The sequence below is a fragment of the Candidatus Hydrogenedentota bacterium genome (assembly GCA_016791475.1).
Classification (GTDB): Bacteria; Hydrogenedentota; Hydrogenedentia; order Hydrogenedentales; family JAEUWI01; genus JAEUWI01.
On sequence record JAEUWI010000077.1, the window covers coordinates 1 to 15,876 of the forward strand.

The following is a 15,876-nucleotide window of genomic DNA, read 5'->3' on the forward strand; positions in this document are numbered from 1 at the left end:
CCCGGGATACGTTCGAGTTGATTTACACATGAGGCAACGAAACACATTTGGAGTAGATTTTTACTTGAGGCAACAGGGCGCGCGGGGTGGAATCCTATCGGTTGCGCGTCACCGCCCGTGCCGTCATTCATCGGTCAAGTGGCCGCTGCCCCCTTCGTTCATCGGATAGCGCTCCGCCATCCAGGATTGCCAGCGGGGCTCCCACTTGCTCGCCGCCTCTTCCGCGCGCTTGCCGTAGAGGAAGAAATCGAGTATGAGGTATACCGCGCCACCCATCGGCATGGCGAAGGTGGAGAGGATGCCCGCGCAGGGCTCGTCGAGGCGGATCAGGGCAGCGTGATGATGCACGCCTTCGCCTGTTTTTTTCACGCGACCAATGATGGGCGGCATGCCGCCGGGAGCCTGGCAGAGTTTGCCGACGGCACACTCTTTGAGGCCGATTGCTTTGGTGAAATAGGCCCAGGCCTGGGCGGTTTCGCCGCCGGTCGCACCCATAATGCGAAAGGCCCGACAAGGCTGGTTGCGAAAATCCAACAAGCTGAGGCGCAGTATCTGAAAGAACCAGGGCCAGCCGCTTTCCCAGCCTTGAAGCTGGTTGTCCCACTCATCGCCATCGGCAAAGAGACTGTGGACCACACGGACGGTGCAGGTACTGCCGGAGCGGGCTTCGACGATCCACTCGGTGGCGATCTCGGGGGCCTCGGGCCCGAGATCCTTACTGGTTGCTTTGAAGTTATGGGGCGGCGACCACTCGGATATATTCGCCACGGAGTCCATGCTGCTGCCGGGGCCGAAGTGGGAGATGACTTTGGTGGGCGAGCCATCTTCGCCGGTTTCGAACTCGGTGGGTACGAACCAGGAGGAAATGCCGGGGCCGGTGGCGATGGCCTCCCAGACTTCCTGCGGCGTGCCTGGCACTTCGATTTCCACGTCCACCCAGCGGCGGCCTGCGTGATCTTTTTTTAAGGTCATGGGGTTGCTCCTGATCGGGGGATCGTGTGGGTGCTCAGTGTTAGCTTGCCTGCCGATGGGTCGTACGGGTCTTATGGGAATGGGAACTGTCGGGCAAGGTCACACAACTGGGTACTCTTTAATGGAACGATTCTGCGAACCACGCTTTCCACTGCGTCTCACGCGCCGCCGCCATCGCGCTGGCCTCGTCGCCGTAGAAGTAGAAGCTTGCCGAGGCCAGTACTTCGCCGCCCCAGGAAAATGCCCCGAGGGTGACGAAGCCGGGGCCGGGCTGGTCGAGGCGAAGCATGGCCTGGTGGGGACACTGCGCTGTGCCAAGTTGCATGACGTTGCCGCCGAGGCTCACCTCCGCAGAGGGCTGTGACTGAAAAGGCTGACCGATCACCAACGCGCCGAGACCGAAAGCGGCCTGGATCTTCTCCCATGTGCATGGCTCGGACTCCGAAGACTTCGCCATCAGGCGCACCGAGGTACAGGCCAGATTGCGGTAGTGCTTCATGTATTCCTGGAGAATGACGAAGAAAGGCGGCCAGCCGTTTTCCATGGATTGGAGTTGTTCGTCCCAGTCTTCGCCGCTGGCGAAGAGACTGTGCACCATCCGCATGACGCACACGCCGCCGTCTTTCGCTTCAATGTGGACTTCGGTGGCCAGCGGCGGCGCGCCTTCCATCCACTCCCGTTCTTCATAGGCAAGCCGATGGGGTGGCGACCAGTCCGTAATCTGCCCGGAACTCGCCATATCCGGTCCGAGCTCAAAGGTGATGGTGCCGCCCGCGCGCTCCTCCACCGTCGTGGGCGTAAACCAGCACGAGATGCCGGGCCCCGTGGCGATGGCGGTCCAGACCTCTTCGGGCGTACCCGGCACCTCCACCACCATCTCGACAAAGCGCGAACCGTTCTCATTTTTCCTGATGGACATCCCTGGCCTCCTCGGGGTTTTCATGGGGCAGCGGGTGGGCCATTACCAGCAATCGGTGTGGTCGGCCTCCCGGCGCGGTTTCATCGTGATACTTCGCCGCCAGCGTCGCAATGGCGCTGACAAGTTCCTTGCTGAAGGCCGCACGCTCGGCGGCGGTGCGAAAACGAATCTCTGTATCCAGCGAGAGCGTGGGCAGGCGCTTGCCCGTGTCCCGCGCGGCGCCCACGAGCCCCCCCACTTCACGAATTACCCGCGCGGCCAGGGCCACGAGGTAACTCGCGGACAGGCGATCCGCCGTGCGCCCTGGATCGGCCCCGGCGCTTCCGAGTGCGACAGGCGAAACGACATACTGCGATGCGGTGGCCACCAGCAAGCGCTCGGTGAGTCCACCCCACTTCTTCTGGCTCGCGGACTTCACGAGACCGTGAGCCTGTAGCGCGTTCAGGTGATAATTCACCTTTTGCCGCGTCAGGCCCACGCGCGTCGCCAGAGTCGCCGCCGAAGCGGGCTCCGCCAACTCCGACAGGAGTCGGCTCCGGATCGGGTCCAGCGCCACGGCGGCGGCATGTGGATTTTCGATGATTTCCAGGGCGAGCATGGCCCCATGATACCATTGACAACTTTTTTTGTCAATACGCTCCTGGAAACATGCCCAATTGGCGCTTGACTTTTGGTAACCTTATGGTTACCATTAAAACGTAACCATAAGGTTACTAAAGGAGATGTCGATGTCCGCACTGGATCTTCAAGAGCACGATCTGGTCTTCAAGGCCCTGGCCGACCCCACGCGGCGGCAGATACTCGGTTTGCTGCGCGCTGGTACGCGCAACGTCAACGAAATCGCGCAGAACTTTCAGACCAGTCGCCCGGCCATTTCCAAACATCTGCGGCTGTTGCGGTCTGCGGGGTTGATAGAGACGCGCAAGCAGGGTACGGCGAGCCTCTGCGCGCTGAACAGCAAGCCGCTGCGCGTCGTAGAGCAATGGCTTCGGGACTACGAAATCTACTGGGACGAAACGCTTAACAACTTGAAAAACTATGTCGAGGAACAACCATGAACACCTGTGAGACGAGTTTCGTAATCGAGAAAGAGATACAGATTGCCGCGTCCGCCGAGCGCATATTCGCGGCCCTGAGCGAGCCGGCGCAGCGTACCCAGTGGTGGGGCGTGAAGGGGAAGTTCGAAGTAACGCACATGGAATCCGATCTCCGAACCGGCGGCGCCTGGCGCATGAGCGGCGTGTCCATGGGTGAAGTTCCCTTCACAATTCAGGGCACCTACCAAAGCATCGAGCCCCCGCGCGTGCTGGAGTTCACCTGGCGGAAAGATGAGGAAACGATGGACACCCTGGTTCGCTTCGAACTGGAGGAAAAGGGCTTCGGCACCGTGGTGCGCCTGACCCACTCGGGTTTCAACGATGCGCACACGCGCGATCTCTATCAGGGATGGCCATGGCTCCTGTCCATGTTGCAGGGTCATGTCGAAGGTCAATCATCCAAGGCTTCCTGCTGATCGGCCCAACATACCCATCCCGAGGCGCGGAAAAAACTTGATGCCCCCCGCCGAAACATACTATACTTGGTCACCTTCGGGGTGTAGCGCAGTCCGGTAGCGCACTACGTTCGGGACGTAGGGGCCGGAGGTTCAAATCCTCTCACCCCGACCATTTTCTCGAAGGACACCGCGTCTGATTTCGGTCAGACGCGGTTTTTTTATGTTTCAATTGGCTCGTGACCAGCAAGCAGCGTCTCGACTTCTGGGGCAGTTGGAAACAGTCCCTCTCAAGAATCGTGCTGCACCTTTAACATCACCTTCTAGCCCCATCTCTCGTGTCTTGGGACCTTGCTCATCCGTTTCGAGCATTTCGACTATTGCGACCGTTTCTCTTACGTGTTAGACTTATCACAAGATAATCAGGAGCGTACCGCTATGAAATCAATCATGTCCGACACGTTCGAAACTGTCCCGCCCACGAAAGCGGAGCAAGCGCTTGCCCTTGAATCCAGTCAACGACTGGCGGCGCATAAAATTGGGCGACACGCCAGTGTTCGCATACAGCTCGTCGACGATGAAGCCAAAGAAACAATTACCATGCCGCGCGCGGTTCTCGAACTCCTTCGCCACGCCCTCAGCGAAATGGCCCAGGGCAACGCCGTCACGCTTATTCCTACGAATGCCGAGTTGACCACCCAGCAAGCCGCCGACTTGCTCAATGTGTCCCGCCCCTATGTCGTGAAGCTTCTGGACGAGAAAAAAATTCCCAGCCGCATGGTCGGTAAGTATCGACGCCTTCGCTTTGACGACTTGATGGCTTACAAACAGAAGGACGACGACGCCAGGGCAATGATTCTGGACCAGTTGTCCGCCGAGACGCAGGAGCTGGGCATCGTGTGATGCTGCGTCCGCTCACCGCCATCTATGACGCCAATGTACTCTATCCTGCTCCACTCCGCGACTTATTGGTCAGGCTCGCCGCCGCCGGGCTAGTCCGCGCACGTTGGACCGATGCCATCCACGAAGAGTGGATACGGAACGTCTGCCGGAATAATCCGGGACTTGTTCCTGAGCGACTTGCTCGCACGCGAAGATTGATGAATGAAGCCGTACGCGACTGTCTCGTCACGGACTATGAGCATTTGATTGGAACCCTGACGCTTCCCGATGACGATGATCGTCACGTGCTTGCGGCTGCGATTCACGCCAACGCAGATGTTATTCTAACTTTCAATCTCCGGGACTTTCCTGATAGCGCCCTGTCGGTCTTCGGGATACAAGCACAGCATCCCGATGAGTTTATCGAGGAGATTCTGCGCCACTCATTCAACTCCGTGTGTGCAGTTTTCAAGCGACAACGGGAAAGCCTGCGCAATCCTCACGTCAGTGCGAACGAGCTACTCAGTACACTTGAAAAGCAAGGGTTACCAAGATCGGTGACCCTACTTCGCCAGCACCGCAACGCACTTTAGGTATCCGATTTTTCTCTGCGCCTTTGCGCAGTTCGGAAGCGCACTACGTTCGGGACGTAGGGGCCGGAGGTTCAAATCCTCTCACCCCGACCATTTTTCTCGAAGGATACCGCATCTGATCTCGGTCAGACGCGTTTTTTGTCTGGTGCCCTGCCAGTATAGTTACGACGAAGTCGACTGTTGCGAGTCGTGCTGATGATCCTGTAAAAGTCCTCGAACCTCAAAGGCAAATCGAGGAATGGAGTGGTCAATGCCTTCCATTGAGGCTTTAAGCCGAACCACTCTCGCACAGGATCTTATCGGTGCAAGCAAAAAACTTCCCATTTTGGGAACTTCTGCTTGCGTATATGCTTGGGAAGTGATACTCTGAATGCGCGTGATTGCAAAGAAGACCCTTCACGAATTCTGGGACCGGGAGCCGGGTGCCAAAGCAGCCTTGGAAGCCTGGTACGCGGAAGCGAAACACGCCCAGTGGAAGTCACCGACGGACATCCAGGCGAGATACGCACACGCCAGCATTGTTAACAACGAACGGGTGGTGTTTAATATTGGCGGCAACAAATACCGCCTGGTCGTGGCCGTCAGTTACACCGCCGGCATCGTACTCATCAAGTTCGTAGGGACCCATAACGACTACGACAAGATTAATGTGGAGACGGTCTAGTGAACGCCAAGGTTATTAAGAACGACCACGACCACCGAGCCGCGCTGGTCCGCATCGAGTCCATCTTTCATGCCGCGCCTGGAACTCCCGAAGGCGATGAACTGGAATTGCTTTCCCTCTTGGTGGAACGATACGAGGACGAGCAATTTCCATTAGATTTGCCGGATCCCATCGAGGCGATTCGCTTTCGCATGGAGCAGCAGGGCCTCAAGGCCAAGGACCTCGTGCAGTATATCGGCAGCGCGAGTAAAGTATCCGAAGTACTTTCGGGCCAGAGGAAACTCAGCCTGAACATGATTCGCAAACTGGTTGTTGGACTTGAAATTCCCGCTGAGGTATTGCTTCGCGAACCCAACGGGAAAATAGGACAGGGGCTACGGAACGTTGGATAGCAGGATGCTTCGAAAAGACGGAGCTCGGTTCGATTCTTACGTGTAAGCGATCGCACGGATGTTAGAGGATTGGGGAACGATCACCTCGCATAGCGTTCAACGGCGGAATTGATGTAACACTCGAAGCAGGGCGGTCCTTCTCACATCTCGCGACGTGCGGGTACGGTAGAGCCTCCTGCAATTATCAAGGAGAACACGCTTGCCTCCAATAGCCCTCACCCGCCGCCAGTTTGGCGCTGTCAGCGCCTTTGCCACCTTGTCGGCCAGCGGCCTGGCCCAGGCCGCGCCCGAGCCGCCGAAGATTGTGAAGCTGGGTACCATCGATCTGGATCTCGTGGAGACGACACCCGTCGTCTTTCAGGGGCGGGTCTACCGCTATGAATATGTGCGCCCCGGCTACAAGCCGAACACCACGGGGAATTCGTACTCGCGGTTTATCGATCACGAGACGGGCGAGGCCACACCCGCCTTTGCGAAGGGCTATCACCTGGGCAGCGCGGCGGTGGATGGGGATCTGGCGATTGTGACGGCGGTGAATATCTGGAACGGCGAAAAGATCGATATCTTCGTATCGCACGACTTGAAGACGTGGGAATCATGGAACGCGCTGAATCTGCCGGGCTACGGAATCTTTAACACGTCGTTGTGTCGGGATGATCAGGGCTACCTCCTCATGTTCGAAATCGGCAAACCGGAGGAGCTGGCCGGGTCGCGCTTCACGGCGCTGTTCGCACGGTCAGAGGATTTGAAGACATGGACGGTGCAGCCGCCGGAGTGCAACTACGCGAAGGATCGCTATACCGCGCCCCACTGCATTCGATATCGCGAGGGCTACTACTACAACTTCTTCCTGGAATCGATGAAGGGCGGCTATGCCCAGCGGGTGGTCCGCTCGAAAGACCTGATCCACTGGGAACTGAGCCCCTTCGAGACGGTGCTGATGTGGGGTGACGAGGACAAGCAGATCGCCAACCCGAAGCTGACCGAGGAACAGCGCAGGCACGTGGCCGAAGCGGTGAATTTGAACAATTCCGACTTTGACTACTGCGAGTTCGAGGGAAAGCTCATCATCAACTACTCCTGGGGCAACCAGCAGGGCGTGGAGTTTCTGGCCGAGGCCCGGTTTGATGGCACCGAGGCGGAATTTCTCGCGGCGCTGTTTCCGGGGTGAGGCCCCCGGCGAAGGCGCGCAATCTGTTCCCGGCCCCACCGCTCCGCCCAGTGCTCAGGCCTGTTCCGACACGACACCCGTGTGGGCGGTCGGGAACAACACGCGCAGGGTGGTTCCTTCTCCGGGCTTACTACGCACATCGAGCACGCCCCGATGCCCGCGCACTACCCCGAGAACGGTGGCCAGTCCAAGGCCGCGACCAAAAAACTTGGTGGTGAAGAAGGGGTCAAACATTCTTCTCAGCGTTTCCTCGTTCATTCCCACACCGGAATCGGAAACTTCGAGAAAGACATACTCGCCGGCGGGCAGCGCCTGGACGATGTCGGGATAGAACTCCTTCTTGATCAGCTCCAGGTCGTCGTGGCTGCACTCCATCGCGCCAACCTTGATGCGAATGACACCGCCGTCCTCGCCCATCGCCTCCCGGGCGTTGTCCAGGATATTCAGGGCCAGTCGCGCGATCTGCGCCTGATCCAACCTCGCCAGAGGTAACTCTGGAGCATAGTCCCCCTCGATCGCAATTTTCGCGGCCACGGTATCCCTGAACGCGGGCAACACGTCCGCAAGAATGGCGTCCAGCGCCACAAGGTCCTGCGTGAAGTGACCATGGCCCGAGTAATCCAGCATATGCCGGGCGACTGCGGCGGCGCGCTCGGCTGATTGCCTCGTTATCTTCAAGATATCCCGCACTGCGGAATTTGCCGGGAGCGTGGCCGAAGCCATCTCGCAACCTGACATGATAGCTTGAAGCTGGTTGTTGAACGTGTGTGCAATGCCACCGGCCAGTAATCCCAGACTCTCCAGCCTCTGGGCGCGGAGCATTCTGAGTTCAAGTTCCTTTTTCTCCTGCTCAAGCTGTTTCAGTGAAGTAATATCCCGAGCAATAAGCATTCCGCCAATGACGCTCCCATCCCCATCGCTGATAGGCCCGAAACTGAAGCTGGCCGACCAGGTTTCTCCCGTATCCTTCCGCCGGATACTGTATTCAATGTTGGAGCCGGATTCGCCGCGCAGGGTGCGCGGCAACACCCACCGGTCCGGCGGCACCATCGCGCCATCCGGAGTGTATAGCTCCATGATCTCGAGGTATGCCTCAAAGCGTCTCGGGGTGGATTCCTCGGGAGAGCATCGCATGAACTCGCTACAGGAATCGCTGATATCAGTAAGGTGACCGCTGGAATCGAAAATGCATACGGCATCCATCGCGCTGGCGAGGGCCGCTTCCTTCAGCGCGCTGCTCCTTGCATGCTCTACTTCCAGTCGGTTTCGCTCCGTAACATCAAGAAAGGCCCCCACCGCACCGGCGGCGCACCCGTCGATATCCGGCAGAGTAACGGCGTCCCCCCGAAGTGTTCTAACGGTTCCGTCATCGTAGGCCAGGTCAAAGGTGTAATCCAGTTGCGATTTCCCCGATGCCGCCAACTGCATGGGCCGCAGCGGAACGGGAATTTCTTCCCCGTTCTTCATCACGCGATAGGTTCTTGGATCCGTGCTGGAAGGCGCGCTGGCCGACAGATTCGTCCTCAGGGGAAGCCCGAGCAACGTGTGCGCAACTTTGTTTCCGGTGATCCGGCGGCATTCCGCGTCTTCCGCCACGAAAATTGCAGCAGGGACGGCGTCCATCACCATGGCCAGCTCATTCGCATGGCGCTCAATCTTTTCATTCGCGCGCATGAGTTCTTCTTTCTTCGCCTGCGCCCCGTCGAAGAGGCTTCGGGCCTCGAGACTCAGCGCCGCGATAAAGAAGAACGCCAGGCAACCGACGAAGACCGACCAGTATCCGTAGAACACATGTGAAAAAGGGAATCCGGAAGCATACTGCTGAAAGAGTAGAATGAGCGCGCTGATCAGCACGATGCCCGATGCAAAGCGACGATTGCCCGACCAGGAAACGATGGCAATAGAGGGAAAGTAAAAGACGTAGAACCGCAATTCGTAGCCCGTCACATAGTCCAGCACGGCAACTAAACCGAGAAGCAGCAGCCCCCCGGCAAATAGTTTGGCGGGAGATAGTTTTGCCGTTCGGCTGAGGATTTCGGACAAGGTACTTCTCCTCAAAACTCGTGGTGCCGGGCATTTCGAGTTTCCGAGAAAACCGATGCATAGCAGGTCGCCCGACAGCGCAGTATCCCGCGCTTGGAACACGCGACAAGAATACTGAATGCATTATTCGGATGCTGTATTACATATGCAATACAAATGGATTGCGCCACAGACAGGACGCCATTAATACTACGCCTTCTGGGCGTTGTAGTCCAGCATATAATTGAAGTGTCGCGTCCCAAGTTGACTAATTTGCTCTGGATGCTCTGAATTGCAGGTGCGGAAAAATTCGCGCCACCATTCGAGGCCAAGCCCCCACCAGGACGCGCCGGGAGTTGCCCATTCCCCGACTTGTGCCCTTGCCAGGTCCTCGCTTGATCACCCCTGTGAGAGGCCACACCTGGGCGGAGAACGACGCTGCGTGAGCGCAGCCTGGAAGATCCGTGGAGCCAACAGCAGGGGCCGTTAGAGTCAATGTTCGACGCGCCGCATATGAACTTCGCATCGAATCAGTAAGCGCCGTTAGAACCGGTGGTATGAGGAAGGCCCCTGGAAGGAGCCGGTTGGTCCTGGTAAACGTTTCGTTCGCCAAGGCCCATGGGGCTCATCCGGCTGAAGCGCGCTACTCGATTTCTGCCTTGCTGCCGAGGACCGCAACGTTACCAATCCGCGAAGGGGATGACAGATTAGCATGGATTTAATCGGGGGCCCTGTACCGCGTCTCCATGCTGAGCCCTTCTTCCAGGGGCCGCACCTCAATCGTGCCCAGGCGCGCACTGGGCCACTGTGCCGCGAGGGCAACGGCCTCGTCGAAGTCCTTCGCTTCGATAAGGAAGAAGCCGCCTATCTGCTCCTTCGTTTCCGCGAAAGGTCCGTCGGCGACGGACAGGACGCCATGGCGTACCCGCACGGTGGCGGCCGTGGTGGCGCTCTGGAGGGGGTGGGTACTGATCAGATGCCCGCGGTCGTGCAGTGACTGGACGTAGTTCAGCGTCTCCTCGCGCAGGGCATGCCAATCCTCCTGGGACATTTCATGGAAGATGGCTTCTTCCTCGTAGGCTAGACACATAAATCTCATGGACGGCTCCTCACTGCTGGTGGTGCCGTGCATGGTACACGAGTTGCCATTCTAGAGCCACTTCCCGCTTCAGGGTTCCCGCTGGAAGAAGGCCTGGCTGGTGCAGGGGTCAAAGGGCACGGAGCAATGCTCGTGGACAATCTTCCATTCGCCCCCGCGCCGCTTCAGGATGGCGGTGGCGCGAAGACAGGTCGTCAAAGCGGGGTGATCCTCCGGCAGATCCGTGAAGCGCCAGATCCAGTGGGCGGCGGCGCTGTCGTCGGCGCCAAAGATGGCAAGTTGATCCGAGGCCATGCCGAACCGGTCCGGGAAATGGGGCAGGCAACTCTCCCATCCGTCGCGCAACCCACTCGCCCCCCTGGACTGAAAGGGCGGGATGGCGTCGAAGTGAACGAGGTCGTCGGCGTAGTGCCCCATGATGGCGTCGACGTCTTTTGCGCCGATGGCCCGGTTGCGGGCTGCGAGGACCTCGCGAATTTCGGCCTGGAGGGTGGATTCGGTTGCGGTGGTCATGGTTGGGCTCCTGATTGGGTTTTGGTTCTCTGGTAGTACGACGATTGGCGTGGCGTGATTGGGACAGGATAGTGCCTTGATCCCAAGTTCCCCTATTCGAACTCGTTCCCAAGCTCTGCTTGGGAATGCAGCTCGTGAAGCTCCGCTTCACAACCCTATTGTGAATATGTTGCTGGTTCAGCCTGACGTCCAAAGGCATGAAACACAGGTCAGGTGCGCTAGCGCAACCATCGTGCCCTGGGGAGCGGAGCTCCGAAGACTGCATTCCCAAGCAGAGCTTGGGAACGAGATCGAAAATATCCCTTGACATCCCGTTGAAATCGATCTATTGTATGGATACATCAATACGCTTTGCGCAACACAAACCGAAGCGTAGCACACATTTTCAGCAAACCCAACCACAAACCATGAAATACGGCCATGCTACATTTTAACCTGAGCCAGAGCGACGGTGTGCCGTTGTATCTTCAACTGGTGCGCCAAATTAAGCAGTTCATTGCCACGGGACGCCTCACGCCGGAGGATGAACTCCCCCCCGTCCGGGTGCTGGCCCAGCAACTCGTGGTAAACCCCCAGACGGTGGTGCGGGCCTACCGCGAGTTGGAAACCATGGGCCTGATTTACAAGCGGCGCGGGGCAGGAACCTACGTATCCGCAAAAGGAACGCCCTATACCGACGAAGAATGCAGGCGCATCCTGAGCGAACGGGCCCGTGGCCTGCTGGTGGAAGCGCGAAGCCTGGGATTTGATTTGGATCAATGCGTGGCGCTGCTGCGCGAATGCAGCGCGGCTTTGGACCGCGAGAAGGAGGGGAATTCATGAGCACGACGGACACCATCATCGAAGTCTCGGGGCTCTCCCGGCGCTTTGGCAAGAAGGAGGCGTTGCGCGATGTAAACCTGTCCGTAGCGCGGGGCCAGGTCTTCGGGCTGGTGGGCGAGAACGGCGCGGGCAAGACCACCTTTATCCGCCATTTGCTCGGGGCCTATGAGGCGGAAGCCGGCACGGTGCGCGTCTTCGGGCTTGATCCCGTTCGCAACCCCGTGGCGGTGCTGGGGCGCATCGGCTATCTCTCGGAAGATCGCGATCTGCCCCTGTGGATGAAGGTGCGGGAGCTCATGTCGTATACCGCGGCTTTCTACCCGGACTGGGACGCCGCCTACGCCGAGGAACTCCGCAAGCGCTTCAACCTCCCGCCCGATGCCAAGCTGAAGCAGCTCTCGCGGGGTGAAAAGGCCAAGGCGGGCCTCCTCGCGGCGCTTGCCCATCGCCCCGATCTGCTGCTGCTCGACGAGCCTTCCTCCGGCCTCGACGCCGTGGCGCGGAAAGACATCCTGGGCGAGGTTATTCGCTCCGTGGCGGATGAAGGGCGCACGGTGATCTTCTCATCGCACCTGCTGGACGAAGTCGAGAGGGTCTCCGACCATGTCGCCATGATCCACGAAGGCGTGGTGGCCTTGGACCTGCCCATGGACACCTTGAAAGAGTCGCACCACCGCATCGTGGTGCGCTTCAGCGAAGGACATCGTGATTTCCCCGAAGTGCCCGGCGTGCTCCACGCCGAAGGCAGCGACAAGGACTGGTGCCTGCTGTGCGAAGGCGAAAAGGACCAATTGATCGGGCTGCTGCAGCAACAAGGTGGGCGAATTCTGGAGTGCACCGTGCCGACGCTGGACGCAATCTTCGTAGGACGCGTCACGGGACGTCCCATGGCCCTCGCGGCTCAGGAGGACGACGCATGAACCCAAAGCTTCGCGCCTTGATCTGGGAAGAGCTGCGCACCGGCGGCGTGATTGCGGGGTGGTGCACCCTCGTCGGCGGACTGTGTCTGCTGGTGGCCGGTCTGGTCGACGACAGCGGCGGAGACTGGACCTACATCAGTCCAGTTGCGCTGTCACTCAATATGCTGCCCCTGTTGCTCATCGGTCTGCTCCTCCTTTACCGCACAGGGAATTCGGGCGCGCTTACCGGGGGTTTCTCCGGGCGCATCCTGCTGTTGCCGGTGGAAACCTGGAAGCTTGCGGGGCTCTCGCTTTTTCTTCGCGCCGCGCTACTCGGCGCGGCCACGCTGCTGTCGATTGTCCTTTGCCGGGTTATCTTCTGGGGCCATGGTCCCGCGTGGGTTCTGGTGCTGGTGACGCCCGCCTGCTACCTGTGGCTTCAGGCGCTGGACTGGCTCCGCCGTCCCACGCCCCTGCTGGCGGTGCTCGGATTTCTGCCCATCTTCGGATGCATCGGCTTCGCCCTTGTCCAATCGGGCGACGTGCGCTTCGCCTTCGACGAACCCTTCATTTCCGTCTCGGCGGCGCTGCTGCTGCTGGCCATCTCGGGCGTCACGGCCTTCCTCCTCGCGCTTTTCGCCGTTGATCGCACGCGACGGGGCGCTCGGGTGCGACTTTCGATTCGCCTGGGGCTGCCGGAGGCGGTGCCCGTGCCCGGCTGGCGGGTGGACCGGGGATTCCGCTCGCCGCGCTGGGCCCTGTTGTGGCAATTCCTCTGCAGAGACGGCTTCCTGTTGCCCGTGATCGCGCTGGGTTATTCGGCCCTGGCGCTTCTGTGCTATGGCGTTTGGTGGAAGTATTCCGACGATGATTATGTCCCCATACTGGTCGTGCTCGACTGGGGCGTGTGGCCCGTCTTCGCCCTGGCCGCCATGATCTGGGGTGGGCTGCGCGGCGGCGCGGGCATCCAGCGGGGCATACGCCCGGTGCTGACGGAATACCTCTACCCCGTGAGCGCGGCGGAGATGGCCGTCACGCGGCTCTGGGGCTATGGCCTCACCCTCGGTGGCGTCTGGACTGTGGCGCTGCTGCTGAGCAATGCGGGGTTCTTTCTGGGCGAGAATGCCCTGGCCTGGCGCATCTGGCGCGACGCGATTGCGGCGAATGAGACCAGTCTGCGCGAGTTGATGGTCAGCCGCCTGCTGCTGCCGGTGATCATCCTGATCGGTGCCTGGGTGCTCACCGCGATACGCACGCGCCTCGTGGCTTGGATGCTGGGCTTGATGCTGCTCTATGCGATGGTCATGGCGGCCGCCCACACCCTATATCATGAATCCAGCCCGACGGTGTTGATCTTCCTGCCGCTGGGCGTCGCTCTCGGGCTTACCGTCGCCCTGATGATCTGGACACGGACAGGTTATCGAAAGTCGTGGCCCATCTCAGCGCTTTGGTTGCTCCCACTCGGACTATCCTCCTACGCAAGTGCAGCCCTGTGGCATGAACAACAGCTCGGCGAGCGTCTCGCATGGCTGCCAGTCGCCATAATTCTGGTAATCACACCCGCCGCGATTCTCTGGGCGTGGCGGCGCGGTGTGATGCCAGCGCGACACGCGCTGGGCTGCGGCGTGGTCTGGTTGCTGACGATCCTTCTCGCCTATCCTTTTGGCTACTGGCAGTTCTCCGGATTCGACCGCACCTCCCTGCTTTACGTCACAGCCTTCGGTGCCCTCGTGGTACTCCCCTACCCCGCGCTGCTCCTCGATCTCCACCGCAAACGACATCACGACGATACCCCGCTGGCGACAGAGGATCAGGCCATTCGCGCCGGATGGGGACTCCCTGCCGGGCTGAACAGCGCGGCGTACGTTCTGCTCGCGGCCGTGCTGCTGGGGATGGCGTGGCTGCGCTGGCCTGCGGAGCCGGTGTATATCGAAACCCTGCGCGCCCAGGGCAATCCCGCCACGGCCTCCGACCTGGCAGAACTGTACCGGGCGCTTCCCCCGGAAGATAATGCCGCCCACGACTACATGAAGATTTGGGGCGAGCATAATCAGCGCTCCTTCCAGTGGTATAACCGGACTGGAAAGAGTTGGGAGAGGGGCGACAAACTAGCAGTTCCCCCCTATAATATTTATAATCCCGTCACCCACGAAAGCATCGATCTACCCCCGGACCAGCGCCTCTGGACTCCCTTCTGGGATACCGCAATCAAGTACCACGACTGGCTGCCGGGTCCCACGGCGGCGGCGCTTATGAACGTGGCCGCAAAGTATCCGCGAGAGAGTCGCTACGCCATCGACCTGGGCTCTGGCGCATCGGTGAGCTTGCCTCATCTGGCGGCGATTCGCACGCTTGCTCGCGCACAGAACTATGAAGTCTGGATGGCGGCCATGGAGGACCGCCCTGCGGATGCGCTGCAGACGATCAAGGCCATGGGCCCCCTCGCGGAGTCGTTGCGGGAAGAGCCCATCCTTATCTCACAGCTTGTGCGGATTGCGGTGCACGGCATCATGACCAGCGCGGTGGAGCAGGCCCTCAATCGCACGGAATTCACCGATGCACAGTTGGTGGAACTGCAACAATTCCTGTCGACGGTGCTGCCGCCGATCAGCGAGCACAGCATGATTGCCCAGGGGCTGATTGGCGAGCGGACCTTTGCCTCTATTCAGCCCGATATGGAGATGCTGCGGGACTTTGAGGTAAATATGACCACGGCCCTCCTCCCCCGCTTTCTCTTTGCGATGGACAGGACGGTCACCCTGCGCGCTTACGCTGAAATGGAAGAGAATCAGGAGAACCGCCCGACGCCGCTCCTTCACGAAATCGAAGAATCTCGGAATCCCCAGTTTGTTCTACCGAAGATAATACTGCCTGCGCTGGATCGATCCCGCGAAGCCGAATTCCGCTGCCGCGTGATGCATGCCATCGCGGCCACGGCCTGCGCGGTGGAGCGTTACCGACTCGCCAACGGGGCCTTGCCCGAAACGCTGGATGCGCTCGTGCCGACCTTCCTCGACGCCATTCCCGTTGATCCCTTCCGCGACGACCAGGGCCCCGTGTCCTATCGCACCCGAGAGGACGGCGGCTACGCCCTCTACACCTGGGCCCAGAATCGCAAGGACGACGGCGGCATCCCGCGCGACCCGAAGAAGAAAGAGGGCAACGACTGGGCCAACGGCGACTGGATCTTCAGCGTGGCGCCTCTCAGTTTCCGAAATGGCCCGCAGTTCACGGACACCCCGCCCCTGGAGGAGGGGGCCACGACCAACCCTGCGGCGGGCCGGGGCCGCCGTTCCCTTCAAAGTCAGGGCTCCCGCTTTGAGCCAGATCGTCTGCGCCTGATTTCACTCAAGAATATGTGAAGGGTGCCAACGTAGCTTAGCCTTCCAGACTGAGTTAAAGAATTCTCAGACCTGCAGGGCAACCGGGGTGTGAA

The 15,876-nt window shown here is 59.8% G+C and carries 16 protein-coding genes and 1 tRNA gene; 11 read left to right on the plus strand and 6 right to left on the minus strand.

Going from position 1 to position 15,876, the window contains the following annotated elements; translation table 11 throughout:
* Positions 1-123 precede the first annotated feature (123 nt).
* From JNK74_25850 to JNK74_25860, 3 genes are all read right to left on the minus strand, one after another.
* Positions 124-972 carry an SRPBCC domain-containing protein gene (locus JNK74_25850; protein MBL7649614.1) on the minus strand — a complete coding sequence of 283 codons (849 nt, stop codon included), beginning with the start codon at positions 970-972 and terminating at the stop codon, positions 124-126.
* A gap of 118 nt (positions 973-1,090) precedes the next feature.
* Positions 1,091-1,891 (minus strand): SRPBCC domain-containing protein, encoded by an 801-nt coding sequence (locus JNK74_25855; protein MBL7649615.1) that lies wholly within the window; start codon positions 1,889-1,891, stop codon positions 1,091-1,093.
* The gene (locus JNK74_25860; GenBank protein ID MBL7649616.1) at positions 1,872-2,489 is read right to left on the minus strand and encodes a helix-turn-helix transcriptional regulator; all 618 of its coding nucleotides are present in this window, start codon (positions 2,487-2,489) and stop codon (positions 1,872-1,874) included. Before JNK74_25860 ends, JNK74_25855 begins: the two co-directional genes overlap by 20 nt.
* Before the next feature lie 130 nt (positions 2,490-2,619).
* Here JNK74_25860 and JNK74_25865 point away from each other — a divergent pair, with 130 nt between their 5' ends.
* The 8 genes from JNK74_25865 (at position 2,620) to JNK74_25900 (ending at position 7,085) form a co-directional block, all read left to right on the plus strand.
* A complete protein-coding gene (locus JNK74_25865; GenBank protein ID MBL7649617.1) occupies positions 2,620-2,949 on the plus strand; it encodes a winged helix-turn-helix transcriptional regulator in 330 nt (109 codons plus the stop codon).
* Positions 2,946-3,404, plus strand: a complete 459-nt coding sequence (locus JNK74_25870) for an SRPBCC domain-containing protein (protein MBL7649618.1) — start codon at positions 2,946-2,948, stop codon at positions 3,402-3,404. The genes JNK74_25865 and JNK74_25870 overlap by 4 nt, the downstream gene beginning before the upstream one ends.
* 77 nt (positions 3,405-3,481) lie before the next feature.
* A tRNA-Pro gene (locus tag JNK74_25875) sits at positions 3,482-3,558 on the plus strand.
* Positions 3,559-3,833: 275 nt separating this feature from the next.
* Positions 3,834-4,286 carry a helix-turn-helix domain-containing protein gene (locus JNK74_25880; protein ID MBL7649619.1) on the plus strand — a complete coding sequence of 151 codons (453 nt, stop codon included), beginning with the start codon at positions 3,834-3,836 and terminating at the stop codon, positions 4,284-4,286.
* The gene (locus tag JNK74_25885) at positions 4,286-4,858 is read left to right on the plus strand and encodes a PIN domain-containing protein (GenBank protein MBL7649620.1); all 573 of its coding nucleotides are present in this window, start codon (positions 4,286-4,288) and stop codon (positions 4,856-4,858) included. The genes JNK74_25880 and JNK74_25885 overlap by 1 nt, the downstream gene beginning before the upstream one ends.
* Positions 4,859-5,228: 370 nt before the next feature.
* Entirely contained in the window at positions 5,229-5,522 is a 294-nt protein-coding gene (locus JNK74_25890) for a type II toxin-antitoxin system HigB family toxin (protein ID MBL7649621.1), read from the plus strand.
* On the plus strand, positions 5,522-5,914 hold the full coding sequence (locus tag JNK74_25895) for a hypothetical protein (GenBank protein ID MBL7649622.1): 393 nt from the start codon (positions 5,522-5,524) through the stop codon (positions 5,912-5,914). Before JNK74_25890 ends, JNK74_25895 begins: the two co-directional genes overlap by 1 nt.
* Before the next feature lie 199 nt (positions 5,915-6,113).
* Complete coding sequence (locus tag JNK74_25900) at positions 6,114-7,085, plus strand: hypothetical protein (protein MBL7649623.1); 972 nt, start codon at positions 6,114-6,116, stop codon at positions 7,083-7,085.
* A gap of 54 nt (positions 7,086-7,139) precedes the next feature.
* Here JNK74_25900 and JNK74_25905 read toward each other — a convergent pair whose 3' ends face one another.
* The 3 genes from JNK74_25905 to JNK74_25915 form a co-directional block, all read right to left on the minus strand.
* On the minus strand, positions 7,140-9,128 hold the full coding sequence (locus JNK74_25905) for a PAS domain-containing protein (GenBank protein MBL7649624.1): 1,989 nt from the start codon (positions 9,126-9,128) through the stop codon (positions 7,140-7,142).
* 697 nt (positions 9,129-9,825) lie between these two features.
* A complete protein-coding gene (locus JNK74_25910) occupies positions 9,826-10,206 on the minus strand; it encodes a YciI family protein (GenBank protein ID MBL7649625.1) in 381 nt (126 codons plus the stop codon).
* A 69-nt stretch (positions 10,207-10,275) separates the two neighbouring features.
* A complete protein-coding gene (locus JNK74_25915; GenBank protein ID MBL7649626.1) occupies positions 10,276-10,719 on the minus strand; it encodes a nuclear transport factor 2 family protein in 444 nt (147 codons plus the stop codon).
* 420 nt (positions 10,720-11,139) lie between these two features.
* Here JNK74_25915 and JNK74_25920 point away from each other — a divergent pair, with 420 nt between their 5' ends.
* The 3 genes from JNK74_25920 to JNK74_25930 are packed head-to-tail and all read left to right on the plus strand — an operon-like array spanning position 11,140 to position 15,802.
* The gene (locus tag JNK74_25920) at positions 11,140-11,541 is read left to right on the plus strand and encodes a GntR family transcriptional regulator (protein ID MBL7649627.1); all 402 of its coding nucleotides are present in this window, start codon (positions 11,140-11,142) and stop codon (positions 11,539-11,541) included.
* On the plus strand, positions 11,538-12,461 hold the full coding sequence (locus JNK74_25925; protein MBL7649628.1) for an ABC transporter ATP-binding protein: 924 nt from the start codon (positions 11,538-11,540) through the stop codon (positions 12,459-12,461). Before JNK74_25920 ends, JNK74_25925 begins: the two co-directional genes overlap by 4 nt.
* Positions 12,458-15,802 carry a hypothetical protein gene (locus JNK74_25930; GenBank protein ID MBL7649629.1) on the plus strand — a complete coding sequence of 1,115 codons (3,345 nt, stop codon included), beginning with the start codon at positions 12,458-12,460 and terminating at the stop codon, positions 15,800-15,802. Before JNK74_25925 ends, JNK74_25930 begins: the two co-directional genes overlap by 4 nt.
* Positions 15,803-15,876: the final 74 nt, after the last annotated feature.

Excerpts from the sequence above, each read along its gene's own strand:
- JNK74_25925 (MBL7649628.1), top strand. The coding sequence starts at position 11,538 with ATGAGCACGACGGACACCATCATCGAAGTCTCGGGGCTCTCCCGGCGC.
- JNK74_25920 (MBL7649627.1), top strand. The coding sequence starts at position 11,140 with ATGCTACATTTTAACCTGAGCCAGAGCGACGGTGTGCCGTTGTATCTT.
- JNK74_25870 (MBL7649618.1), top strand. The coding sequence starts at position 2,946 with ATGAACACCTGTGAGACGAGTTTCGTAATCGAGAAAGAGATACAGATT.
- JNK74_25915 (MBL7649626.1), bottom strand. The coding sequence starts at position 10,719 with ATGACCACCGCAACCGAATCCACCCTCCAGGCCGAAATTCGCGAGGTC.
- JNK74_25930 (MBL7649629.1), top strand. The coding sequence starts at position 12,458 with ATGAACCCAAAGCTTCGCGCCTTGATCTGGGAAGAGCTGCGCACCGGC.
- JNK74_25885 (MBL7649620.1), top strand. The coding sequence starts at position 4,286 with ATGCTGCGTCCGCTCACCGCCATCTATGACGCCAATGTACTCTATCCT.
- JNK74_25880 (MBL7649619.1), top strand. The coding sequence starts at position 3,834 with ATGTCCGACACGTTCGAAACTGTCCCGCCCACGAAAGCGGAGCAAGCG.
- JNK74_25855 (MBL7649615.1), bottom strand. The coding sequence starts at position 1,891 with ATGTCCATCAGGAAAAATGAGAACGGTTCGCGCTTTGTCGAGATGGTG.
- JNK74_25910 (MBL7649625.1), bottom strand. The coding sequence starts at position 10,206 with ATGAGATTTATGTGTCTAGCCTACGAGGAAGAAGCCATCTTCCATGAA.
- JNK74_25890 (MBL7649621.1), top strand. The coding sequence starts at position 5,229 with ATGCGCGTGATTGCAAAGAAGACCCTTCACGAATTCTGGGACCGGGAG.
- JNK74_25860 (MBL7649616.1), bottom strand. The coding sequence starts at position 2,489 with ATGCTCGCCCTGGAAATCATCGAAAATCCACATGCCGCCGCCGTGGCG.
- JNK74_25850 (MBL7649614.1), bottom strand. The coding sequence starts at position 972 with ATGACCTTAAAAAAAGATCACGCAGGCCGCCGCTGGGTGGACGTGGAA.
- JNK74_25865 (MBL7649617.1), top strand. The coding sequence starts at position 2,620 with ATGTCCGCACTGGATCTTCAAGAGCACGATCTGGTCTTCAAGGCCCTG.